Source organism: Vreelandella sp. F11 (assembly GCF_042466685.1).
GTDB lineage: Bacteria > Pseudomonadota > Gammaproteobacteria > Pseudomonadales > Halomonadaceae > Vreelandella.
On the sequence record NZ_CP170448.1, the window covers coordinates 4,650,308 to 4,674,018 of the forward strand.

Here is a 23,711-nt window from a genome sequence, read left to right on the forward strand (position 1 = left end):
CTCTCCTCACGCGAAAAGGCCGCGCGGTTTCACCAGCAGCACCGCCGCCATAATTAGGTAGACCACCATGCTGGCAAGGCTAGGGATGAGTACCGCTCCAAAGGTGGTGGCCATACCAATAATAATGGCGCCCCAAAAGGCCCCCTTAATGGAGCCAATACCGCCGATAACGACGACTACAAAGCAAGTGATGAGGATGCTATCGCCCATGCCTGGCGCAATGGAGGTGAGCGGTGCCGCGATCATCCCCGCGAAAGCGGTAAGTGCCACTCCTACGCTAAAGATGAGCGTAAAGAGGGTACGGACATTGATTCCCAACCCTTCCACCATGTCGCGGTTAACCGCTCCCGCGCGAATAATGATGCCCAGTCGCGTATGGCGCATCACCCAATAGATCGCCCCCGCCAATGCTAGGCAGACGCCCATCACAAATAGGCGGTAAACCGAGTACTGCAAGTTATCCGTCAACTGAATACTGGCGTCGAACGGTGCAGGCACTGCAACACGGTGCACATCGCCTCCCCAAATAATCCGCTGCGCTTCGTTGAGCACTAAAATTAACCCGAAGGTTAGCAATACTTGATAGAGGTGATCCCGCTTGTAGAGGGTATCCAGAAACAGCCGCTCAATGATGAGTCCCAGTGCAATAGCGATGGGAATGGCCGCCAGAATGGCCAGCCAAAAATTGCCCAAACGCAGGGTAAGGTCGTAAGCCAAATAGGCTCCAATCATATACATAGCGCCGTGGGCCAAGTTAATGATGCCCATAATGCCGAAAATCAACGTCAAACCGCTGGCAATCAAAAACAGCAGTAAGCCGTACTGCAGGCCGTTAAGGAGCTGTACGCTGAAAAATGCGAGATCCATAAGATCCCTCCGAGAATCTGAGTGAGGGGCGAGCCATGCTCGCCCCAGAGTGCCTATAGATGTGGTTACATCTGGCAGGCTTCATCGGGTACTTCGAGATTCTCGGCAGCGATACTAATGACTTCATGCTTGCCGTCGCGGATCTCACGAAGGTAAACATTTTGGATAGGGTGGTGGGAGTCAGAGAAGCTTAAAGGCCCACGCGGGCTTGCCAATTCAACATTGGCTAATACATCTATCAGGCGCTCTTGATCAGAGGTATCGCCCCCTAATACATTCAGCGCTTGCACTAGCATCATGCCCGTATCGTAACCCTGTACGGCATAGGTATCCGGCATTTCACCGTAGGCATTTTCATAGGCTGAAAGGAAGGATTGGTTAGCATCATTTTCGAGGGTCTCAGCGTAGTGCAGCGTAGTCATCACGCCTTCGCCTGCATCGCCTAATGCTGCCAAATTACCTTCGGTAAGAAATCCCGATCCTAGCAGCGGTATGCTCTCTTTTAGACCGGCTGCGGCATAATCCCGTACAAAGCTGACGCCGCCGCCGCCCGCAAAGAAGGTGTAAACCGCGTCAGGCTCAAGACTGGCAATCTGCGTCAGGTAACTTTGAAATTCCGTACTGGGGAAGGGTACTAAAATTTGCTCGACGATTTCGCCGCCTTCTGCGGTAAACGCCTCTTCAAAACCAGTGAGGTCTTCCTTACCACCGGCGTAATCCCAAGTAATGGTAACAATCTTACGATGCCCTTGATCGTAAGCTACTTTACCCATGGGATAGCTGTCCTGCCACATGCTGAACGAGGTTCGGAAAACGTTTGGCATGCACAGTTCATTAGTGGCGGCCCCCAACCCTGCATTGGGAATAATGGTGATAGCGCCAGTCTGTTTAGCTACTCGCAGCATGCCCATGGCAACGCCCGAATGAACGGGGCCAATGACGAAATCCACATCATCGCCATTGACCAAACGGCTCATGTTTTGAGGCGCTTTAGATGGATCTGCTTCCGAGTCTAGCTCAATGTATTCAACATCGCGGCCACCCAACTGGCCACCCTCTTCCTCAATGGCCAATTTCAAACCATTCGTGATGGCCTCTCCAAGGGCAGTGTAGGTACCTGAATAGGGAAGCATCAAACCAAGTTTCACCGGATCTTCATTAGCGATGGCACTGCCGACTGACAGCATGGCAGTAGCGCTGAGGAGTGTCGCTAGCGAGGTCTTTTTAAAAATTTTCATTCTATTTTCACCAGGGTTCAGTTGTTGTTAATTTGTTTTGTTATCCAATATCGCCAAAGGCGTTATCAAACTCAGCGGCATCCCTGTCACGTCAGTGCCGATTAAACGTGATACACGTCGATAACCTGATGGATATAGTCGTTGTTCAATTGCACGACTCGATCTCCTCCGACGCTCCTAACGGAAGGACGCTCAACCAATCAAACCTTGGCAGTACCGGCGAGTTGGCTGGCAAGATCCTGCTCGTCTTCTTTAGCCCGTGGGCGGGCGTGACGCACTTGCAGCTCGGCGGCGTCGGTTGGAGCCAGCTCCACGTCGAACACTACGTGGGAGAACGGGCCGTCCAGGTCGCGCTTGGCGATCTCGGCCGGGTCTTCAATGCGCTCGGCGGGCACCACCAGCTCTTCCCGAGTGGCAAAGGCGAAGTCGTCAAAGGTGTAGGGGTCGCCTGCCAGGTTGATCTGGGTGGTCAGGTGCTGGTGGCCTGGAGCGGAGACGAAGTAGTGAATATGCGCCGGGCGTTCGCCGTGGCGGCCCAGGGACTTGAGCACCACGTCGGTGGGAGCGCCTTCAGGTACGCCGTAGCCGGAGGGGATAATGCTGCGCGCGGTGTAGCGGCCGTCGCTGTCCGCATAGATCGTGCGGCGCAGGTTGTACTCGGGTTGCGAGGGGTCAAAGAAGGAGTAGCAGCCTTTAGAGTTGGCGTGCCAGATCTCGACCTTGGCACCGGCAATCGGCGTGCCGTTCACGTCGCGCACTTGGCCGGTCAACCACATAGTCTCACCATTGTTGTCCTGGCCGTCGTCCAGACGGGCAAAGCCTTCGGCTTCCGGGGCACCGGCCACGTAGAGCGGGCCTTCAATAGTGCGCGGCGTGCCGCCGGCGCGCTTGGCTTCGGCGTCGATAGCGTCCTGGCGCATATCGAGGAAGTGATCAAAACCGAGACCAGGCGAGAGCAAGCCGAACTGGGTCTGGCTACCCAGGGCATTGAGCAGGTTAACCGCCGCCCAATACTCCTCCTCGGTGACATCGAAGTCATCGATTAGCTTGAACAGGTCGCCGACCAGTCGATGGACGATTTGCTTGGCGCGGTCATTACCGCCAGCTTTGTCAAAGCCAGCAACGGTTTTGATGAAGTCTTGTACTTCGGGGGTGTCGAAGATCTTCACGGTCATGGTGAAACCCTATCGTTGGTTTTCTTGTTGTCTTGGAGCCCGGCGATAGTGGCAGTACGTTTTGAGGAGTAAGTGCCTATCAAGGGCCTAAAGACGACAGTTGTTTTTATGTTCGCCACTAATATCGACCATGCCGTGACTTCCAGACCAATATCGTTTGAGTTCCTTTCCATACTTGATAGGTATCTCAGAGGGGAGTTATGTTGAATATTCCCTCCCTAAATACAATCAGCAAAAACAGCTAACCTTCTATTTATAAAGAAAAAATATAAAATACTAATGTTAAATATGCTAATAACTTTCAGCTGAACTCCTCATTAACTCAGGCTTTAAACCGATAAAGTGGTTTTTGTGAGGAAGAACACTCATCTGCCCCTCTCAAAAGTAGTAGCCATTACGCCCAACTTAAGACAAAAGGATAAAGGGAGAGCCAGATGCGCAATGGAAAAAAACCCGCACTGCATAAGCAGAGGCGGGTCAAGGAGGATAGCGACGGTAAAGCGGAAGCAGATACGTGAGATCAGCCGCTCTTTTTGGCTATTTCACGGGTAAAAATAAACTCGAAGTCTTTAGTTTCAAAGATGGCCGACACAATCACGCCCAGCACTAATGCCCAGAACGTGGCGCCTATCCCAAGAATCTGAATTCCGGATGCAGCAATTAAAAAGGCAAACAGCGCGCCTATCTCATGCTTCTTACCTGAAAAGGCGATAGCCATTGACGAGGTGATCACGCGCATAAGTGCCAGCCCGGCAATAATGGCGATAAAGTAGCGCGGCGTGGCTTCCAGTAGGCTAACCACATAACCGTAGAAAGGGGCGGCAACCACAAAGATAGCCCCGGCAATCACCGCCGCTACCCAGCGTTTATCATGAGCCCCGGCTTCCGGTGAGGCGCAGACACCGGTCATGGGCGCGGCAATACAGGTACTGTGCAGATTGAAAAACGCCGACACCATGGTACCTAAACCGCCCACTGAGGTGATCGCATTGGCGGGTACTTCTTTGTAGCCCATCCCCTTTACCAGGCCGACGCCCGCGGGCGTTTCCATGCCTACCAAGATGATGGCAAGTGGTAAACCGTAGGTTAGGAAAGCGCCTAACGTGAATTCAGGGAGAATGAACTCGGGAAACCGAATCGTTGCCTCGATACCTGACAGATCGACGCCGGTCGCTATCAGGTAAAGAATTCCCGCCAGCATCGCGACAACCAGAGGGGGAATTTTACGAAAAAGGCGTGCGGAGATGAAGAAAGCCAGGATCATGATGGAGGCAGGCACGATAGCGCTCTCCAACGGATTAACCATATTGAGACCAAAACTAAGCAGCATACCACCCACCATGCCCATCACTATCGGCATCGGTATCAAACGCATAACGATACCCATCACGCCAGTCACCCCAGCGACCAACGTAATCACTCCGGCAATCAAGCTTGCGCCTAATGCAGCCTCCAGGCCAATCACAGGAATGACCGCTGCGAACATCAGCGCACCGGGGATCGAGTTGGCCATCGGTAGCGGCAATCGGTAGTAGGCTGGCATAAATAGCCCGAATAGACCATTGATCATCAGGTAGCTGATCACCCAAATCATGATGAAGGAGGAGTCGAGGCCGGCTGAGGTGCCGGCGCTAATGTGAACGACCCCAACGCTGAGCCCTAAGATTCCCGCCACTAGGCCAGTACTGGCGTTGTCGGCATTGAGGTCGCGCAGGAAATCGCGGGGCGCATGCCTTAGGCTGACGCCTTTCTCAATATGTTTCACGGTTTTCTCCAGGGGTATTATTATGCTTAAAGTTATAATTAACGCTTATTTAGATTTATTGGTTTCATCTACTGTTAGCCAAGGTCTCCGCCTGCCACGGGCAGTACGCTCCCGGTGATATAGCTGGCCTCATCGGACGCAAGGAATAGAATAGGTGCGACCATTTCATCCAGGGTGCCGTAGCGGCTCATTAAACAGCTCTGCTTGGTCTGATCGATATGCGCCTGAAACCACGCCTGCTCTGTCTCGTTACTTGGCGTAGGCGTTCCTCGCGAAATTTTCCTTGGCGGGGCTTCGGTACCCCCAGGCGCCGTGGCGACTACCCGGATACCATACTCGGCATACTCAAATGCCAGCGATGCGGTTAGCGCGTTGATGCCACCTTTGGCTGCCGAGTACGGAATGCGGTGAATACCCCGGGTAGCCGCTGAAGAGACATTGACGATGACACCTCTGCCCTGCTCCACCATGGTGGGTAGTGCGGCGCGGCAGCACCAGAGCGTAGGCATTAGGGAGCGGTTGATCTCTGCGGCGATTTGGGCTTCGCTAAACTCGGTAAATGGCTTGAAGTTAATCGCGCCTCCAACGTTGTTCACCAGAATGTCGATACGACCAAAGTGAGCCAGCGTCTCCTGCATCACTTGTTCCGCACCTTTCCATGTTTCCAGATCGGCTTGTACCGCAATCACGTCCCGCCCTTGCGTGCTTATTTCAGCGACAACCTCGTGGATTTGGTCAGCTCGATCGACCAGTACCAAGCGGGCACCTTCGGCGGCGGCACGCTCGGCAACACGCTGCCCAATCCCTTGGGCAGCTCCAGTGACCACCATTACCCGTTTTTGAAAACGCGCACTGTTAACGGCTGAGTAACTCATGCGGCTTCTCCCACTTGATTAGGGGTGAACTTCTCATAGTGGAAGCTCTGGGGCTCGATGCCTTCAGCGTCGAAGTACTTCAGCACCGCATCCACCATCGGGGGTGGGCCACACAGATAAACGTCCACATCGCCGTTATGCATCACCTCGGCGCCCATGTGATGCGTTACATACCCTTTGCGTGGATGTTCGCTTGCTTCGTCGACCACCACAGTGGCGTAGGTAAAACCAGGGAGCTTTTCTGCAAAAGCATCCAACGCGTCGGTTTTGACCAGATGGTCATCTTTATTGACGCCATAAATCATATGAATCGGTGCATCACAGCCCTTTTCGGCCAATTGCGCCAACATGGAGAGAAACGGAGCCAGCCCCGTGCCGCCAGCAAGCATCAGCACCGGGCGTGTCACTTCACGCAGATAGAAGCTCCCCAGCGGGCCGGTCAGAGTAAGCTTTTCGCCCACCGCCGCCCTCTCGGTCAAATAGCCGCTCATAACCCCATTGGGAATGTTGCGGATCAAAAAGGTGGCGCGCTTATCCCCCGGCAGCGAGCTGAAAGAGTAGGAGCGGTGCACCTCGGTACCGGGCACATCGATATGGATGTACTGACCCGGTAAAAAAGCGAGGTTCTCCTGCGCTAAATCGACGGCCAGCTCGATGCTATCCTCGGAGAGCTGCTCCACCGCCGCTACCGTACCCTCAACCTTGCCCACCTGTGTTTTACATAGCGTGGATGCCACTGGCACTTGAATAACGCAATCCGAAGAAGGCACCATCTGGCACGTAAGCACTTGGCCTTCAGCTGCCTCCTCATCGGAAAGCGCATCCTCCAGATACTCGTCACCCATATCGAATTCGCCCTGTTCGCAGTGGCCTTTGCAGGTGCCACATACGCCGTCAGAGCAGTCCATCGGTAGGTTAACTTTTTGCCGGTAAGCAGCGTCGAGAACGGTCTCTCCCTCTTTACAGCCGATGAAGCGGGTGACGCCATCTTCGAAGTTGAGGGCAATGGTATAACTCATGATTAACTCTCCTCTCTCCTCAGGTCACACGTGGTACACGTCGATAACCTGATGGATATAGTCGTTATTCAACTGCACGACTTTTCTTGTGATCAACGGGGTCTCACCTGACACATCCAGGGTGTAGAAGCAGGTGCCGAAGAAGCTGTCGGTCTTCTTGTAGCGGTGGTTCAGCGTGTGCCAGTTAAACCGCAGCTCCACCGTGTCACCGTCTTGGGAAAGGATCTCCAGATTGGTCACCTGGTGGGTGGTGCGCGGCTCGGGCGTGCTTGCACCGCTACGCTCGGTCTTGATCCGGTACACCCGGTCTTCCAACCCTTCCCGGTTGGGATAGTAGATCAGCGAGATTTCGCTGTGCGGGTCGCGAGTCAACTGGTCATCATCGTCCCAGGCGGGCATCCAGAACTCAGCGTCTTTGCGGTACAGCGTGAGCCACTCATCCCACTGGCGGTCGTCCAGCAGCCGCGCTTCGCGGTACAGGAAAGCTTGGATATCGTGATAGCTAATGCTCATGGCACTTCTCTCCTCTCTTTTGACTCTGGACGCTTAGGTGGACGCGGTGGCGATAAACTGGCTGCGCTCTTTGTCGATGGCGCGCAGCATTTCGTCGACCCAGTGCTTGTGGTGCAGCACGTAGAGCCCTTCGTCTTCCGGCGAGGCGCCGCTGAGCAGGGGCTTCATGTCGATGGCTTGGGCCGTTTCATCGGCGCCTTCGATCCACTGTTGGGCCCCGCGGGAGAGGTCGTTCCATTCGGCCAGGGCGCCGTTGTAACCCTCCTGGCAGGCGCGGAACTCTTCCAGGTCATCGGGCGTGCCCATGCCGGAGACGTTGAAGAAGTCTTCGTACTGGCGGATACGCACACGCCGATCTTCGGCGGCTTCGCCTTTGGGCGCGAAGCAGTAAATCGTGACTTCGGTTTTGTCCACGGCGATGGGGCGGATCACGCGGATTTGGGTGGAGAACTGATCCATCAGGTAGACGTTGGGGTAGAGGCAGAGGTTGCGGGTCTGGTTGACGATGGAGTCGGCGCGCGCTTCACCTAACTGTTCCTGGATCCAGTCTTTATGCTGGTAGACCGGGCGCACTTCCGGGTTAAGCAGCCGAGTCCACAACATCATGTGGCCGTTTTCGTAGGAGTAGAAGCCGCCTTTGCTCTTCGACCAGCCGTCGGCGTCCACCGCTTTGGTGCCGCCCGCGTCGTAGTTGCGGCGCTCCATGGTGGAGGCATAGTTCCAGTGTACGGAGCTGACGTGGTAGCCGTCGGCGCCGTTTTCGGCCTGCAGCTTCCAGTTGCCGGTGTAAGTGTACGAGGAGGTGCCGCGCAGGATCTCCAGACCTTCAGGCGCTTGGTCAACGATGTTGTCGATGATCTTGGTGGTTTCACCCAGGTGTTGTTCGAGCGGTTGTACATCATCGCTCAGACTGCCGAACAAGAAGCCTTTGTAGTTCTCAAAGCGGGGCAAGCGCTTGAGGTTGTGGGAGCCGTCCTGTTTAAAGTTATCCGGGTAGGCGCCGTTCTTCTCGTTTTTGGCTTTGAGCAGCTGACCGTCGTTTTTGAACGTCCAACCGTGGAACGGGCAGGTGAAGGTGCCTTTGTTGCCGCGCTTACGACGGCATAGCGTGGCGCCGCGGTGGGCGCAGGCATTAATCAGGCCGTGAAGTTCGCCCTGCTTGTCGCGGGTGATGAGCACCGGCTGGCGTCCCATGGTGACGGTCATGTAGTCACCAGGCTCAGCGACCTGGCTCTCGTGGGCCAGGAATAGCCAGTTGCCTTCGAAGATGTGCTTTAGCTCCAGTTCGAAGAAGGCGGGGTCAGTGAACATGCTGCGGTGGCAGCGGAAAATGCCGTTGTCAGGGTCATCTTGTACAGCACCGCGCACGCGGGCTTCGAGCTGATCAAGCTGTGTGGTCATGATCTCTCTCCTCAATGCTTTGGCATAACCTGGGGTAGCACTGACGCACCGGACAGTGGTCGACGGCAAGCGTCAGCGCGAAGTTATTAGACTTAAACTTTGGCGGTACCGGCGAGTTGGCTGGCTAGATCCTGCTCGTCCTCCTTTGCCCGGGGGCGGGCGTGACGCACCTGAAGCTCAGGCGCCGCTGTGGGGGCCAGCTCCACATCGAACACCACGTGGGAGAACGGGCCGTCCAGGTCACGCTTGGCAATCTCGGCCGGATCTTCAATCCGATCGGCGGGCACCACCAGCTCTTCCCGGGTGGCAAAGGCGAAGTCGTCAAAGGTGTAGGGGTCGCCTGCCAGGTTGATCTGGGTGGTCAGGTGCTGGTGGCCTGGAGCGGAGACGAAGTAGTGAATATGCGCCGGGCGTTCGCCGTGGCGGCCCAGGGACTTGAGTACCACATCGGTGGGAGCACCTTCGGGCACGCCGTAGCCGGAGGGAATAATGCTGCGCGCAGTATAGCGCCCTTCGCTGTCCGCATAGATCGTGCGGCGCATGTTGTACTCATCCTGGGAGGGATCAAAAAAGGAGTAGCCGCCCTTGGAGTTGCAGTGCCAGATTTCAACCTTGGCGCCGGGAATCGGGGTACCGTCGACATCTCGCACCTGACCGGTCAGCCACATCACCTCGGCATTGGGATCACTGCCGTCGTCCATGCGGGCGAAGCCTTCCGCTTCCGGGGCACCGGCCACGTAGAGCGGGCCTTCGATGGTGCGCGGTGTGCCGCCGGTGCGCTTGGCTTCGGCGTCGATGGCGTCTTGGCGCATATCGAGGAAGTGGTCAAAGCCGAGACCGGGCGAGAGCAAGCCAAACTGGGTTTGGCTACCCAGGGCATTGAGCAGGTTAACGCCCGCCCAGTACTCTTCCTCGGTGACATCAAAGTCGTCGATCAGCTTAAACAGGTCGCCGACCAGGCGGTGAACGATCTGCTTGGCGCGGTCATTCCCGCCTGACTGATCAAAGCCGGCCACGGTTTTGACAAATTCTTGGACTTCGGGAGTATCGAATATCTTCACGGTCATGGTGAAACCTCTTTTTTTATAGGCTGTTGTTTTATAAAAGAACTGGCGCGTTCTATAAGTAATTAAGTGTCATCATCACGCACAGAAGAAGGATGACGACAGAGTGGCTTGACGCTGATGTCCATATAAGGGAATAGCGGAAGGTTACTGACGACTTCTTGCAGCTCGGCGTTATCTTTAACGTCAAAAATACTGACATTCGAGTAACTGCCCGCCACTCGCCACAAGTGACGCCATTTACCCTGACGCTGTAGGTCTTGGGAATACGCCTTTTCAGTCGACTTAATCTTGGCCGCTTGCTCTGTGGGCATGTCGGGCGGCAACTTAACGGTCATTTCTACTTGAAACAGCATATGGCTCTCCTCTTTCATCGCGGGCGATCACAAGCGATGGCTTTATTTACTGCGGCTTTTACTTACGTGAGTAGTGCGCCAACTTATCTTCATCTAAGGTGATGCCGAGCCCAGCCCCTTGCGGCAACTCCACCCCAAACTCGGTGTAGTTGAGGGGCTCAACGACGATGTCGTCTTTCAGCAGCAGTGGGCCGAACATTTCCGTACCCCAGGCCATTTCCGGCAACGTCGCCCAGGCGTGTAGAGAGGCAGCCGTGCCAATGGTGCCCTCTAGCAGGGTGCCGCCATATAGGCCAATTCCAGCCGCTTGGGCGACGTGGGCTAGCTCTAGTACCCCGTAAATACCGCCGGATTTAGCGATCTTCAGGGCAAAGGCACCATTGAAGCCGCCGCAGACGAGATCCAGTCCATCGCGGGCATCTTGCACCGCCTCATCGGCGAGCATTGGCACATTGAAGCGGTTAGCCAAGCGAACTAACCCGGCGTGTTCGCGGGCGTGGATGGGCTGCTCGATTAACTCAATGCCGGCATCTTGCAGCGCCTGAATACCGCGCACCGCGGTCGACTCATCCCAGGCCTGATTAACATCAACGCGCACACTGGCGCGATCACCCAGCGCTTCCTTGATCGCCGCCACATGGCGCACGTCCTGATCCACAGGGTTAGCACCAATTTTTAACTTGAAGTCGCAGTGCCGACGCTGCTCTAAGCGCAGCATGGCCTCATCAATATCTTTGGCGGTATCACCGCTGGCTAGCGTCCATAGCACAGGCAAGTGATCCTGGCGTGCGCCGCCCAGCAGCTCGGCGACGCTCAATCCCAAGCGTTTGCCCTGAGCATCCAACAGAGCCGTTTCTAAGGCAGATTTGGCGATCATATTGCCGCGAGCATGGCGGTGAAGCCGAGCGCGCAACTGGTGAACATTGTTGGAAGGCTGGCCGACCAGCAGGGGGGCTAGGTAAGTATCAATATTGCGCTTAATGCTCTCCGGGCTTTCTGGGCCGTAGGCCAAGCCGCCAATGGTGGTGCCTTCGCCGAGCCCTTCGATACCGTCGGAGTGGCGCATGCGCACAATCACCATGGTTTGGCAGGCCATCGTGGTCATGGAGAGTTTGTGAGGACGGATGGTCGGTAGGTCGACCAGCAGCGTCTCAATATGTTGGATGACGGTTGACATGCAGGCTCCAGCGTCTGGCAATCGTTGACTTGATGTCAGTTTGATTGCGTGAGCAAGAGGGAACCAATATTGTTTAGGTGCTTAGCCATACCGTGGAGGTATCACGACCGGGTGGTGAGAGCTTAGTTTTTATCTAATAGCAATCATCATTTAGCTGACGCACCCTCTACTTATCTTCTTTATCGAACTAATATTTTTATATTTATTAACAACTTGAAGAAGATAGTCCCGTTTAGATGACGGTTTATCCAACAGTAGATGAATAACCAACGGCAAACTATAGCGATGTCTTCAGCGCACAAACTCTGCGACTAACTATTAAGGGAGCTGCGCGGCTGAATTGATCATTAACAGTGGCAGTTAGTTAACCCTGTGTGGCTATAAGCTAATGGGTTAGCGCTTCCATTACCTGTCGTGCCGCTCTTACATCGTCACGAGGATCATGGTTCCAGAGCCAATCAAAGCGGTTTTCCAGGTTCTCGATGAGTTTGGTCTCATCACTGCCAATACCCATACCCGCATACTCGTATACGTCGCCTGCCTCATGAGAAGTGCGCTGCACCTTGCAGGTACGTGCATGGCGCACCTGTTCAAAAGCGGCTAGCACATCGCTTACGTTGCGTCGGTGGCAACTGGCATCCGTCAGCAGAGTGGCGAGCACATAGGCATCTTCAAGTGCCTGACCGGCCCCAGCCCCCTGGTGGGGTACTAATGCGTGGGCAGCATCGCCGACAATCAGCACACGATCACGGTGGTAGTGGGCCAGCTCCGGTAGCTCATGCAGCGCCCAGCGGGTTGGCTCAGAAATGCATTCAAGAATTGCCTGGCAAGCTGGGCTCCAGTCTTCAAAGACGTCCAGCATCTCCTGTTGGGTGACGGTTTGTACCCACTCTTCACCTTCAGGTAGTGCAGGATTAGGCGTTGGGCGGTCGGTGATAAAGGCAACCACGTTAACCAGTTGCGACTGTTTAACCGGGAAGGTCAGAATGTGTCGGTCTTTGCCTAGGTACATCTGGGGCACCAGCGCTAGGCGCTTCTCTCTGCCCTTTGCTTCCAGGGCAGCCTCCAACTGGTTAGTTGGGATCATGCCGCGGTAAGCGTAGGTACCACTCCAGAACGGGGATATCTCGCCGTACTTCTTTGGGGGCAGAACATGACGGCGCACCGCGGACTTGATGCCGTCAAAGCCGATAATCACATCGCCGGTAAAGTGCGTGCCGTCGTCAAAGCAGACGGTGGCACTATCGGTAGCTTGCTTAACCTCGACACAGCGCTTACCGAATTGGGCGATGCCTTCTGGTAGATTGGCGACAATGGCATCCAGAAAATCGGCACGGTGTACTGAAGATTGGCCCACCCCAGGGGCTAAACTGGCGGTTAAGTAGCCATCATCACTACCCCGCCGCCACTCAAACCACACATCTTCAAAGGGGGCTGGTGAGGAGTCGGCAATACGCTGATAAGCCTCTTCCAACCCCAGCAGTTGAATGGCTTTCACCGCGTTGGGGCCAAAGGAGACCCCGGCGCCAATTTCTGAGAACTGGGGGGCGGCTTCGAAAAGTTGAACATCAAGACCGTTGTCCCGAGATAGCGCGACGGCGAAGGCTACGCCACCGATACCGCCACCGACAATACCAATCGAGAGACGTTTTTGCTGTGTAGGTTTAGCTGGCATGTTCCACTCCGCTCGGGGGTTTATCGTTATCATGGTGAGCTTCACGCTCTGCCCCTAACGCTATTAGGATGAAACAACGTCCACCACACAGTCCCTTTCATTTGAACTATAAACGGTGCTAATAACAATATGAATCAAAGAGATGAAGTCACTTCCTGCGACGACAATAGACTATTGTCGAACTCCCAACAGAGCGCATCCTGATGGTCAAACTTGCCGATATCGACCTGAACTTGCTGGTTGTGTTTGACCTGCTCTATCAGGAGCAGAACACGCAGCGGGTCGCACTACGTCTTGGTATTACGCAGCCTGCGGTCAGCCATGCGTTAAAGCGTTTGCGCCTTTTATTGGGTGATGAGCTCTTCGAACGCACTTCGCAAGGGCTCCAGCCAACGCCTCGCGCCAGCCAGCTTCACCCCGGCATTGCGGACGCATTAGCCAGAGTGAATGACACCCTGAACCTGCGTGATGATTTCAACCCAGCCCTGAGTGAGCGCACCTTTAATCTCAACATGACCGATATTGGTGAGATCATTTTTCTACCACGCTTGTTGCAGCACTTTTCTCAAACAGCACCAGGAATCTCACTCCACACCGCTCGCAGCCCCAACAATGGGCTGAAATATGAGATGGAAGAGGGTCAGATCGATCTAGCCGTTGGGCTGATTCCACAGCTTGGCGCTGGCTTTTATCAGCAGCGTCTATTTGTGCAGCGCTATGTCTGCCTTATGCGCCATGACCACCCACTCGCCACGGGTGAATTCGGCTTAGAGGAGTTTCGCTCAGCCCATCACGCTGTTGTCGTTGCCCAGGGAACCGGCCACGGAGTAGTAGAAGAGCAGCTAGCAAATGCTGGTATTAAGCGCCCGGTGAGATTAACGCTGCCGCATTTCGCTGCTGTTCCCTACATTGTCAGCAGCAGCGATTTAGTGGTGACAGTGACGGGTAAGCTGGCCGAGGCGACGTGTGAACGATTTGGGCTTATTGTTCGTGAGCACCCGCTAGCCTTTCCAGAGATTTCCATCAATCTCTTCTGGCACCGTCGCTTTCATCAAGATCCCGGCAACCGTTGGTTAAGAGGGCTTATGTTTTCAATGTTCTCTGAATAGAACCGACCTGAATAGAACCAACGTCAGCAGGCCCTAGGCGCTGGGCTTGGCCCACGCCGCGCGCGTACTGTGGGCAGCAGTCTTATTGGTGATTTTCCAGGCGCCTTGGATCTTGAGCAGGGCAATCACATCGACCCAAGAGTCCTCAAGGTTTTCGCTATTATCAAAACCTAGCAGCACGCTGGCGACCTCTCCGGCCTGGGTGATGGCAATAAAACGACTCTTCACCGCTCGCTGGCTATTCGCCCAGCGCTCAAAGCGATCGCTGATCAGGTCAGTTGCCAAGGCGCCCTCAGCGTCCAGAGCAAAAATCCACGCCTCTTTATGAAAGGCTTCCTGAAGCTTTTCTATACCGCCTTGAAAGCCATCCACATAGAGTTGTACAACCCGTTTGATCTCGTCTATTTCTGGCGCATCACCCACGACAGTGATATTCGTCATCTCTTTACTCCTGCTTATTACTTGTCGGTTTTGTACTGTTATAACCCAAGCATCTCACGGGCCTGCTGCCAGGTAGCCACCGGCCGCTCATACCTTTCGCATAGGGCGACGGTGCGCTCGACCAACGCCGCGTTGGAAGGCGCCAGCGTTTCGCTATCCAGGCGAACGTTATCCTCAAGCCCGGTACGCGTATGACCGCCTGCAGCAATCGACCACTCGTTAAGCAGGTATTGATTGGCTCCAATGCCCGCACCGCACCACTGCGCATCTGGCGCCAGCCGCTTGAGCGTCTCGATATAGAAATCAAACGTTGGCTTGTCTGCTGGCATCGCATTCTTGACGCCCATGACAAACTGCACATAGAGCGGCGTCTTTAGCTTGCCTTGCTTGGAAAGACTCACTGCCTGGTGGATATGCGACAGATCAAACGCTTCGATCTCAGGCTTGACGCCGTACTTGAGCATCTCATCGGCCAGCCACTCCACCAACTGCGGTGGATTCTCGTACACACGATTGGGGAAATTATTGGAGCCCACCGAGAGGCTGGCCATATCAGGCTTCAGCGGGAGCATCCCACCCCGGGCTTCTCCTGCCCCGGAACGCCCGCCGGTGGAGAGCTGAATAATCATACCGGGGCAGTGCTTCTTAAGCCCTTCCATCAGGCGGCCAAACTTTTCTGGGTCGGATGAAGGCGTTTGATCCTCGTTGCGCACATGGCAGTGAGCAATAGAGGCTCCTGCTTCAAACGCCGCCTGGGTACTTTCGATCTGTTCCTCCAACGTAATCGGTACGGCAGGATTGTTCTCTTTGCGTGGCAGACTGCCGGTAATGGCGACACAGATAATACAGGGCTGGGACATGTAAACCTCCTTATGTTCGCATAGCGAATATTAATTTGTCATACGAACAAGATAGGCCAGATATTTACTAGCGTCAAATTCAAATCATGGTGAAAAGGCGAAAAAAAGCCCAAGCATCAGCCTGGGCAAGGAAGATCAATGGAGAAAGGTTAGAGACTACTCCAGCGATTCGTAGGGCAAACCCACATAGTTTTCCGCGATAGTCGTCAGCCCCGCTTGTGAGCTGGTGACGTAGTCCAACTCGGCCAACTGCATGCGGCTGTTGAAATCTTCCTCCTCAGAGAAGTTGTGCAGCATGGAGGTCATCCACCAGGAGAAGCGCTCCGCCTTCCAGATGCGCTTCAGGCAGGTTTGCGAGTAGCGCTCGATCAAATCCGTACGGCCTTCCTGGTAGACCTTCACCATTAGCCGATAGAGCGTATTGACGTCGCTGGCGGCCAGGTTAAGCCCTTTAGCCCCGGTGGGCGGTACAATATGCGCCGCATCGCCGACCAGGAACAGCCGCCCGTACTGCATGGGTTCGACCACATAGCTGCGCAGCGGAGCGATGCTCTTCTCAATCGAAGGCCCAGTCACCAGCTTTGCGGCAACGTCGTCAGGCAGGCGGCGCTTCAGCTCTTGCCAAAAACGCTCGTCCGACCAATCTTCTACCTTTTCATCCAAGGGTACTTGAAGGTAGTAACGGCTGCGGGTGGCGGAACGCATGCTGCACAGACTAAAGCCACGCTTATGGCTCGCATAGATCAATTCATCCGAGACCGGCGGGGTATCCGATAGCAAGCCCAACCAGCCAAACGGATAAATTTTCTCAAATTCCTTGATTCGCTCTTGAGGGATCGCCTGACGGGAGACGCCATGGTAACCATCGCACCCGGCGATGTAGTCGCACTCAAGCCTGACCGTTTCACCGTTATGTTCAAAGGTGAGGTAGGGGCTGTCGCTCTCCAGGTCGTGGGGCCGAACGTTTTCCGCCTCGTAGAGCGTTGTCGCGCCAGCGGCGGCGCGGGCCTCCATCAGATCCCGCGTCACCTCGGTTTGGCCGTATACCATCACTCTGCTGCCGCCGGTCAGCTCATCGAGTGCGACCCGCACGCGGCGGTTGTCGAAAACAAGCTCAAAACCGTCATGGGGTAAGCCCTCTTCATCCATCCGCTGGTCAACCCCCGCTTCGCGCAGTAAGTTCACCATGCCCTGTTCAAGCACACCCGCGCGGATACGGCTTAATACATACTCACCGCTACGCCGCTCAACAATCACGTTATCAATGCCTTGGCGATGCAGTAGCTGACCCAGCAGTAGGCCAGAAGGGCCTGAGCCAATAATCGCGACCTGCGTTTTCATAGGGGATGCCTCATCATTGTCATTATCTAAAACATATGACTTGTATTTTTCAATGAAACAAGCCGCATAATAAGGCATGATCTAGATCAATTATTGGACATTTAGCGCTTTATTACCCCACCTTAGTCGTATAGGAGATACCGGTGATGCCAGCCTCGTCGGCAACGTCCGTTCCAGTATTTAAGCTGTATGGCGAGACGCAGCACTGGCCCACGCCCGACTTGCTCCACTGTGAGTCGATCCCCGAGCGCAGCCAGCTACATGACTGGCGTATCCGGCCCCATCGCCACGCTGATCTCGTGCATATTCTATTTGTTTCTCACGGTAGCGTTGAGTTGGAACTGGAGGGAACAAGCCATCAGCTGCAGAGCCCCAGCGCTATCGTTGTGCCCGCGATGGCTATTCACGGCTTTCTCTTTTCACCGGATGTGGAAGGACACATTATCACCCTGGCCAAACCGCTGGCCGACCACTTACATGCACTAATGGGTGAGAGCAGTACGCTAAAAAAAGCCGACTTCTATCCGCTGCTCCAGCCAAACCAGACCGACAGAATTGCCACGCTGGTGACCCAGATCGACCAGGAGTACCGCCAACCGGCCCCTGGACGCAACAGCCTACTCGAAGCGCTTATCCAAGCCTTGGTAGTCGAGCTATCGCGTCTTTGTGCTTATGCAGGCCGCATGGCAAAACGCTATGGCCCCCGCCAAAGTGACAAAGGACGACAGCATTTAGAGCACTATCAAGCGCTGATCGAAGCCCACTATCGCGAGCAGCCAAGTATTGAGCAGTTAGCCGAGCAGATAGGGGTGAGTAGCGCGCACCTGAACCTGCTCTGCCGCCAGCTCGCCGGACGCAGCGCCCTGCAGTTGCTACACGAACGCCTGCTACTGGAAGCCAAGCGCCAGCTCACCTATACCAATATGACCATTGGCCAGGTCTCCGACAGCTTAGGCTTCTCTGAACCGGCCTACTTCACGCGCTTTTTTAAGCGTAATACCACGTTTTCACCGCGGGAGTTTCGGCTGCGTCAATCGCAAGGGCGTTAACACTTCTTAGAGCAAAAAGAAGGTCGAGAGCACCGGAAAGAGGATTAAGAGTGTCAAGCGGAGCAAGTCAGACACGACAAAAGGTGTCACGCCCTTGAAAATCTCCCCCAGCCCGACATGCGGCGCCATCGCTTTAATCACGAACACATTCATCCCCACCGGCGGGGTCATTAGCCCCAGCTCTACCGTCAGCACGGTAAGAATACCGAACCATACCGGGTCGATGCCCATGGCCTGAATAATCGGGTAAACCACCGGCACGGTGATCACCAGCATCGCGATAGAATCCATAAACATGCCCAGCACAAAGTAGAGTGCCAGGATGCACAGCACTACGACGATGGGCGTGAGATCCATACCGTAGAGCAGGTCAGTGATAGAGAACGAAATTCGCGACACTGAGATGAAGTAACCCAGCGTTTCAGCCCCCACCAGCATAAAGAACACCACCGCAGAGAGCGCCAATGTCTCTTGTACGCTGTGCCATAGCTGGGCACCGCGCATGCCTTTTGCCAAGGCGTAGAGCAGCGTGGCGAACGCACCGACACTGGCCCCTTCCGTCGGTGTAAAGGCACCAAAATAGATACCTAAAATCATCACCAGGAAAACGCCAAAGAAGGGCACTAAACCGGTCAGCGAGAGCAGCTTCTCTTTCCAGGCAGTGGGTTCGCCCGCTACGGCTAGGGAAGGGCGCAGGTACATGACTACCGTAATGGTCAGTGAATACATCACCAGCCCCAGCAGGCCAGGGATTAGCCCCGCCATAAACATATCACCAACGGACTGTTCGGTAAGGATGGCGTAAATCAGCAGCGCGATGCTGGGCGGAATCATAATGCCCAGCGTGCCGCCAGCAGCCAGCGCACCGGTGGCTAAGCCACGGTTATAGCCATAGCGCTCCATCTCCGGCAGCGCCACCCGGGTCATGGTACTCGCCGTCGCCAGCGATGAACCGGAGATAGCGGAGAAGATGCCGCAAGAGCCCACCGCCGCAATTGCCAGGCCGCCCTTCCAGCCACCGCAAATAATACGAGTTGAATCAAACAGCTTACCGGCCATCCCCGAGTGAGCAGCCAGCACGCCCATTAAAATAAACATGGGCACGGCGCTGAAGCTGTAGTTAGAGAGCACCTCAACCGGAACGGTTTTTAATTGTGCAACGGCTGCGTCCCAGCTTATGACTTGGGCAAACCCCACGACCCCGACAATCAGCATGGTCAAGGCGACCGGCACACGCAGAATCATCAGTACCAATAAAAGCCCTAGCCCAATGGCTCCAATCGCTTCACTCCCCATGAGCCGCCTCCTCACCCGCCGCATAAATCATGCCTAGCAAGGCGTGAATAAAGCTGCGTATCCCCAATAGCAAACTAAGCACTGCCGCCAACTGGTAAATCGGCCCCATGGGCAATCGCAGGTCTTGGGTTATTTCCCCGTGCCGCGTAGCGGCAGCAGCAGAATCCAGTAAACCCACAAACAGGATTAGCCCCAGCGCCATAAAACCGAGCAAAAAGACGCCTTGCACGCGATTTTTGATTGTTTGCGGTAAGCGATGTGAGAACGCCTCCACCACCACTTGGCTTTTTTCGACATTAGCCGCCATCGCTGCCAATAGCGCGAACAGCATCAAGTAGCTAACCAACTCCACGCTCCCCGATACGCGCAGCGCAATCGCGCCCTCCGTCAACCGGGAAAGATAGCGTGTGCTGACATCAGCAATGGTAACCGCCAGCAGGCCAATCAAAGCGACCCCGGCCACCAAGCGACAAATAAGGGCCAGCCAATGGCTGGCCCGGTAAAGAGTAGACTGCATGACACATTACCCCTATTGGGCGCTGCAAGACTCACTGGCTGCCAATGCCGCCTGATAGACATCGCGCGCCTGATCAAGACCGCGCTCTTCCAGCTGCGTCAGGTAATTTTCGATGCCTGTTTCAAGCGGCTCCTGCCAGTCTGGATGCTCCAGCGGATTTTCGATTTCGCGAATGGTATGGCCCGCGTCGGCAGCCTCTTGCTTGCCTTCAACGTCGAGACGATCAAATACCGCACCAGCGTTTTCAGCCCATTTCATACCGGAGTTATTATCGATCACCGCCTGCTGCTCGGGGGTCAGGCTGTCGTAGCTGCGCTGATTCATAGTCGCCACAAAGATCAGCGTGTAGAACGGCACTTCGGTGTGATAGTTGACGAGTTCGTTGATACGGAAGCCTTTTAAGCCTTCCCAGGGGAAGCTCAGGCCATCAATAACGCCGCGCTGCATGGAGGTATAAATATCGGGGGCTGGCATGCCCACCGGGCTTGCGCCCATATTTTCAAGCATTTCGCCCGCCACCGCGGTGGGGCGACGGATGCGCAGCCCTTCGAGATCAGCAGGCGTTTTTACGTCGGTGTCGATGGTGTGAATACCACCAGGGCCCGTGGTAAACATAAATAGCGGGCGAGTATCTTCGTATTCGCTATCCAAATGGCCATCATCAAAAAGTGTTTGCAGTACGCAGGCGCCCTGCGTTGCCGTACTCGCTACCCCGGGCAGCTCAACGATCTGTGAGAGCGGGAAGCGACCGGCCGTATAGCCCTGGGCAGTGGCACCAATATCGGCAATACCATTGGCCGCGGCTTCATAAATGGAGTCCGGTTTGGCTAAGGTACCGGCGGGAAACATTTGAATAGTGAGATCGCCATTGGACTCTTCGGCAATGGTGTCGGCCCATGCCTGCAAAACATCCTGATTAACGCCTGAAGGGCCAGGCCAAAAGTGAGCCATACGCAGGGTGGTCTCTGCCTGGGCAGAGCTAATGGCCAGGCCAGCAATCGCCGCTGCCAACACACACCGGGATAGGGAAATTTTCATGGGAGCCTCCAGGACTTTTCTTGGACTATTGTAAGTTCGCATAGCGAATACTAGTTCGCTTTAAGCAACCACATTAGTCCACTATCAGGCGTAAGGCTAATCGACATTCGTCTATGTTTAAGCGCCACAGCGAGCCTTTAAACCCGCACGATCACAGGTAACCACTGTTCCAGCCTGCTACCCCGTCCCAAAAGCAAAATAGCATCAAAAAATTGGACTTTTCCAATATCGCTTCACGACTATAGTCGAATTGCCGAAAAACCACGCGATTAGCCATCTCCCGATACAAAAATAAAAAGCCGCCTTCACTAGTACGAAGACGGCTTACTGATAAGAGCAAATACTGGCTACATTGTCTGCTCGGTATACTCCTCTACCAATCGGGTCGCCTCATCATAGAGCAGTTGACCATCAAAGCCTCGGTTACCCATGTCGTCAATCCACTGAGCCGTGGCCGTCTCAGCCGCCGCCTGCCAGGGCGCCAGTGAGTCTTGATCGATGTAGAACATTTCACCTTCACCACTCGCTTCAATAGCTTCAATCGCCTTCTCTTCCGCTTGATCCATGACCTGGCCGATACGCTGCGCTTCTTGAAGCCCGGCATTATCATCAATCACCTGTTTCAGTTCCGGCGAAAGTGCATCATAGCTCGCTTGGTTTAAGCCCAGCACCATCATCGCCGTGTATAAACCCTGCTCACCCTCGAAAAAGGTGTGGTTTTGGGCGATATCCAACACACCCAATGCCGCCGCACTCTCGAATGGCAGCGTCAGCCCATCGATCACCCCACGGGAAATCGCTTCTGGAATTTGCGGCATCGGCATGCCCACCGCTTGAGCGCCGAGAAGGCCAAGGTAACGATTCATGGTCTTTGAGGGCGCGCGCATGGCTAATCCTTTCAGATCGTCGGCACTCTCTATAGACGCATCTCTGGTATGGATTTTACCCGGCGTATGCGCGAATACGGCGATGGGGTAAACACCCTCGAAGGCGTCTTGCATATGCGTTGTCGCAAACTCGTGGGCGGCCATGCTGGTCGCTTCCCCCGTTGTGGGCAGGAAGGGTTGATCGAATGCTTCAGACTCGGGGAAGCGATTCGGCGTATAGCTGAGCAGCGTCCAGGCAATATCGACTACCCCGTCCTTGGCCTGGTCATAGAGCGAGGGAGCCGACCCACCTAGCTGCATGGCAGGGAAGATTTCCACCTTGATAGCCCCTTCGGACTGCTCTTCGAGTCGCTTAGCCCAAGGCTCCAGATACTCGGTCTGCACTGGCGTGGTAGGGGCAGCAAAGTGGTGCAAACGCAGAGTCACCGTGTCTTGGGCGTAGCCACTACCGCTAAGGAGTAGGCCGCTTAACAACGCGAGGCTGGCGAGTGTGGGTTTTATTGTCATTGTAGTAACCTCCTTACTTATAGCCTTATTAAAAGAAATAGTGTCAGGCGCTTATCTAAATGGGGTAATGGCGCGGGCCAAGCTGCATGGTTATCCAGCGCAGGTCAGTGAACTCCTCAATCCCGGCCTTACCGCCAAAGCGTCCATAGCCGCTCGATTTAACGCCGCCAAAGGGCATCTGGGGCTCGTCGTGCACGGTGGGGGCGTTGATGTGGCAAATACCCGACTCAATACGCTGGGCAAACTGCATCGCCCGGGCGGTGTCGCGGCTGAACACAGCGGCTGAAAGGCCATATTCGCTATCGTTGGCCACGCGCAGGGCTTTCTCTTCATCCTTAACGCGCATCATTGCGACTACCGGGCCAAACGACTCTTCGCCATACAGACGCATCGCCTTCGTAACACCATCCACCACAGTGGGCTGCATAATGACGCCTTCGGCCTTGCCACCACAGGCTAAACGAGCGCCATGCTGTTGGGCGTCGTCCAGCAGGGCGTTGAGTTTTTCGCCCGATTCGCGATTGATCAGCGTACCCAGCGCGTTACCTTCACCACGAGGGTCGCCCGCGCGCAGCGTTTCAGCCTTGCGGGCCAGTTTTTCGACGAAGGCGTCGGCGACCGCGTCCACCACGATCAGCCGCTCGGTGGACATACAGATCTGGCCCTGATTGAAGAAGGCGCCAAAGGCCGCGGCCTCTACGGCAGCATCCAGGTCGGCATCTTCAAGCACCACGAACGGCGCTTTACCGCCTAGCTCCAGCAAGACCGGCTTAAGATGACGCGCTGCTTTTTCGGCAATGATGCGCCCCACCTGGGTAGAGCCGGTGAAGTTGATACGCCGTACGGCTTGATGCTCGATTAGCGCCTCGACGACCTCGGCAGCCTGAGGGGGCGCATTGGTCACCACATTAACGATGCCATCGCCCAAACCAGCCTCGATCAGCACTTCGCCAATCAGATGATGCGTGGCGGGGCACTGTTCCGAGGCCTTAAGAATCACTGTATTGCCACACGCCAGCGGTGTTGCAATGGCACGGGTGCCCAGAATAATCGGCGCGTTCCAGGGAGCGATCCCTACCACCACGCCACAGGGAACCCGCACGCCCATCGCTAAACTGCCGGGTACGTTGGAGGGTATAACCTCGCCGCCTACCTGCGTGGTCAGCGACGCTGCCTCACGCAGAATGCTGGCGGCGACCATGACGTTAAAGCCTGCCCAGCCTGGCGTAGCGCCGGTTTCATCTACCATGCGTTCGATAAAGTCGGCTTGGCGCGCTTCCATAACCTCTGCCGCCTTAAGCAGCTTGGCGCGCTTTTCGCCGGGGCCCGTCGCTGACCAGGCAGGTAATGCCTGTGCAGCCGCTTCAACCGCCCGAACCGCATCGCCAGCGGATGCCGCCGCAGCCTGGGTGACAACATCACCGGTGAGAGGGTTAGTTCGAGTAAAGGTCGCGCCTTGGCGAGCAGCACACTGCTCACTACCAATTAAAAGATTAAGATCCATGATCTGACTCTCCTCAAAAGGGTGGTCGAATATTGGT

Annotated in this window: 22 protein-coding genes; 2 read left to right on the forward strand and 20 right to left on the reverse strand. The window is 55.3% G+C overall.

Annotation, left to right across the window (positions count from 1 at the left end):
- Nucleotides 1–6: 6 nt before the first annotated feature.
- From ACFIOZ_RS21220 to salA, 12 genes are all read right to left on the reverse strand, one after another.
- Nucleotides 7–867: a branched-chain amino acid ABC transporter permease gene (locus ACFIOZ_RS21220; protein ID WP_386081090.1), complete on the reverse strand. Its 861-nt coding sequence runs from the start codon at nucleotides 865–867 to the stop codon at nucleotides 7–9.
- A 65-nt stretch (nucleotides 868–932) separates the two neighbouring features.
- Nucleotides 933–2,105: an ABC transporter substrate-binding protein gene (locus ACFIOZ_RS21225; protein WP_386081091.1), complete on the reverse strand. Its 1,173-nt coding sequence runs from the start codon at nucleotides 2,103–2,105 to the stop codon at nucleotides 933–935.
- 200 nt (nucleotides 2,106–2,305) lie between these two features.
- The gene (catA, locus tag ACFIOZ_RS21230; RefSeq protein WP_386081093.1) at nucleotides 2,306–3,280 is read right to left on the reverse strand and encodes a catechol 1,2-dioxygenase; all 975 of its coding nucleotides are present in this window, start codon (nucleotides 3,278–3,280) and stop codon (nucleotides 2,306–2,308) included.
- 520 nt (nucleotides 3,281–3,800) lie between these two features.
- Nucleotides 3,801–5,045: a benzoate/H(+) symporter BenE family transporter gene (locus ACFIOZ_RS21235; protein WP_386081094.1), complete on the reverse strand. Its 1,245-nt coding sequence runs from the start codon at nucleotides 5,043–5,045 to the stop codon at nucleotides 3,801–3,803.
- A gap of 74 nt (nucleotides 5,046–5,119) precedes the next feature.
- The gene (benD, locus tag ACFIOZ_RS21240; protein WP_386081095.1) at nucleotides 5,120–5,920 is read right to left on the reverse strand and encodes a benzoate diol dehydrogenase BenD; all 801 of its coding nucleotides are present in this window, start codon (nucleotides 5,918–5,920) and stop codon (nucleotides 5,120–5,122) included.
- Nucleotides 5,917–6,939, reverse strand: a complete 1,023-nt coding sequence (gene benC / locus ACFIOZ_RS21245; RefSeq protein WP_386081097.1) for a benzoate 1,2-dioxygenase electron transfer component BenC — start codon at nucleotides 6,937–6,939, stop codon at nucleotides 5,917–5,919. Before benC ends, benD begins: the two co-directional genes overlap by 4 nt.
- Before the next feature lie 24 nt (nucleotides 6,940–6,963).
- Nucleotides 6,964–7,452 (reverse strand): benzoate 1,2-dioxygenase small subunit, encoded by a 489-nt coding sequence (benB, locus tag ACFIOZ_RS21250; protein ID WP_386081099.1) that lies wholly within the window; start codon nucleotides 7,450–7,452, stop codon nucleotides 6,964–6,966.
- A 33-nt stretch (nucleotides 7,453–7,485) separates the two neighbouring features.
- Nucleotides 7,486–8,853 carry a Rieske 2Fe-2S domain-containing protein gene (locus ACFIOZ_RS21255; RefSeq protein WP_386081102.1) on the reverse strand — a complete coding sequence of 456 codons (1,368 nt, stop codon included), beginning with the start codon at nucleotides 8,851–8,853 and terminating at the stop codon, nucleotides 7,486–7,488.
- 92 nt (nucleotides 8,854–8,945) lie between these two features.
- The gene (gene catA / locus ACFIOZ_RS21260; RefSeq protein ID WP_386081104.1) at nucleotides 8,946–9,920 is read right to left on the reverse strand and encodes a catechol 1,2-dioxygenase; all 975 of its coding nucleotides are present in this window, start codon (nucleotides 9,918–9,920) and stop codon (nucleotides 8,946–8,948) included.
- Between the two features lie 62 nt (nucleotides 9,921–9,982).
- Nucleotides 9,983–10,273 carry a muconolactone Delta-isomerase gene (gene catC, locus ACFIOZ_RS21265; protein ID WP_386081106.1) on the reverse strand — a complete coding sequence of 97 codons (291 nt, stop codon included), beginning with the start codon at nucleotides 10,271–10,273 and terminating at the stop codon, nucleotides 9,983–9,985.
- A gap of 58 nt (nucleotides 10,274–10,331) precedes the next feature.
- Complete coding sequence (locus tag ACFIOZ_RS21270; protein ID WP_386081107.1) at nucleotides 10,332–11,450, reverse strand: muconate/chloromuconate family cycloisomerase; 1,119 nt, start codon at nucleotides 11,448–11,450, stop codon at nucleotides 10,332–10,334.
- A gap of 385 nt (nucleotides 11,451–11,835) precedes the next feature.
- Nucleotides 11,836–13,125 carry a salicylate 1-monooxygenase gene (salA, locus tag ACFIOZ_RS21275; protein WP_386081109.1) on the reverse strand — a complete coding sequence of 430 codons (1,290 nt, stop codon included), beginning with the start codon at nucleotides 13,123–13,125 and terminating at the stop codon, nucleotides 11,836–11,838.
- 203 nt (nucleotides 13,126–13,328) lie between these two features.
- Between salA and ACFIOZ_RS21280 the strand changes: the two genes are divergently transcribed.
- Nucleotides 13,329–14,234 (forward strand): LysR family transcriptional regulator, encoded by a 906-nt coding sequence (locus tag ACFIOZ_RS21280; protein WP_386081110.1) that lies wholly within the window; start codon nucleotides 13,329–13,331, stop codon nucleotides 14,232–14,234.
- A gap of 33 nt (nucleotides 14,235–14,267) precedes the next feature.
- On the opposite strand, the gene ACFIOZ_RS21285 is transcribed toward ACFIOZ_RS21280, so the two are convergent.
- From ACFIOZ_RS21285 to pobA, 3 genes are all read right to left on the reverse strand, one after another.
- Complete coding sequence (locus ACFIOZ_RS21285) at nucleotides 14,268–14,675, reverse strand: nuclear transport factor 2 family protein (RefSeq protein ID WP_386081112.1); 408 nt, start codon at nucleotides 14,673–14,675, stop codon at nucleotides 14,268–14,270.
- A 38-nt stretch (nucleotides 14,676–14,713) separates the two neighbouring features.
- A complete protein-coding gene (locus ACFIOZ_RS21290) occupies nucleotides 14,714–15,535 on the reverse strand; it encodes a 3-keto-5-aminohexanoate cleavage protein (RefSeq protein WP_386081113.1) in 822 nt (273 codons plus the stop codon).
- A 156-nt stretch (nucleotides 15,536–15,691) separates the two neighbouring features.
- On the reverse strand, nucleotides 15,692–16,876 hold the full coding sequence (pobA, locus tag ACFIOZ_RS21295; protein ID WP_386081114.1) for a 4-hydroxybenzoate 3-monooxygenase: 1,185 nt from the start codon (nucleotides 16,874–16,876) through the stop codon (nucleotides 15,692–15,694).
- Nucleotides 16,877–17,022: 146 nt separating this feature from the next.
- On the opposite strand from pobA, the gene ACFIOZ_RS21300 reads away from it, so the two are divergent.
- Nucleotides 17,023–17,925, forward strand: a complete 903-nt coding sequence (locus ACFIOZ_RS21300; protein WP_386081115.1) for a helix-turn-helix domain-containing protein — start codon at nucleotides 17,023–17,025, stop codon at nucleotides 17,923–17,925.
- A 6-nt stretch (nucleotides 17,926–17,931) separates the two neighbouring features.
- Here ACFIOZ_RS21300 and ACFIOZ_RS21305 read toward each other — a convergent pair whose 3' ends face one another.
- From ACFIOZ_RS21305 to ACFIOZ_RS21325, 5 genes are all read right to left on the reverse strand, one after another.
- A complete protein-coding gene (locus ACFIOZ_RS21305; RefSeq protein WP_386081118.1) occupies nucleotides 17,932–19,221 on the reverse strand; it encodes a TRAP transporter large permease in 1,290 nt (429 codons plus the stop codon).
- Entirely contained in the window at nucleotides 19,211–19,738 is a 528-nt protein-coding gene (locus ACFIOZ_RS21310) for a TRAP transporter small permease (protein ID WP_386081120.1), read from the reverse strand. The genes ACFIOZ_RS21305 and ACFIOZ_RS21310 overlap by 11 nt, the downstream gene beginning before the upstream one ends.
- A 12-nt stretch (nucleotides 19,739–19,750) precedes the next feature.
- Nucleotides 19,751–20,776 (reverse strand): TRAP transporter substrate-binding protein, encoded by a 1,026-nt coding sequence (locus ACFIOZ_RS21315; protein WP_386081122.1) that lies wholly within the window; start codon nucleotides 20,774–20,776, stop codon nucleotides 19,751–19,753.
- 347 nt (nucleotides 20,777–21,123) lie between these two features.
- Nucleotides 21,124–22,170, reverse strand: coding sequence for a TRAP transporter substrate-binding protein (locus tag ACFIOZ_RS21320; protein WP_386081124.1), 1,047 nt, complete (start codon nucleotides 22,168–22,170; stop codon nucleotides 21,124–21,126).
- 55 nt (nucleotides 22,171–22,225) lie between these two features.
- Nucleotides 22,226–23,677, reverse strand: coding sequence for an aldehyde dehydrogenase (locus ACFIOZ_RS21325; RefSeq protein WP_386084154.1), 1,452 nt, complete (start codon nucleotides 23,675–23,677; stop codon nucleotides 22,226–22,228).
- Nucleotides 23,678–23,711: the final 34 nt, after the last annotated feature.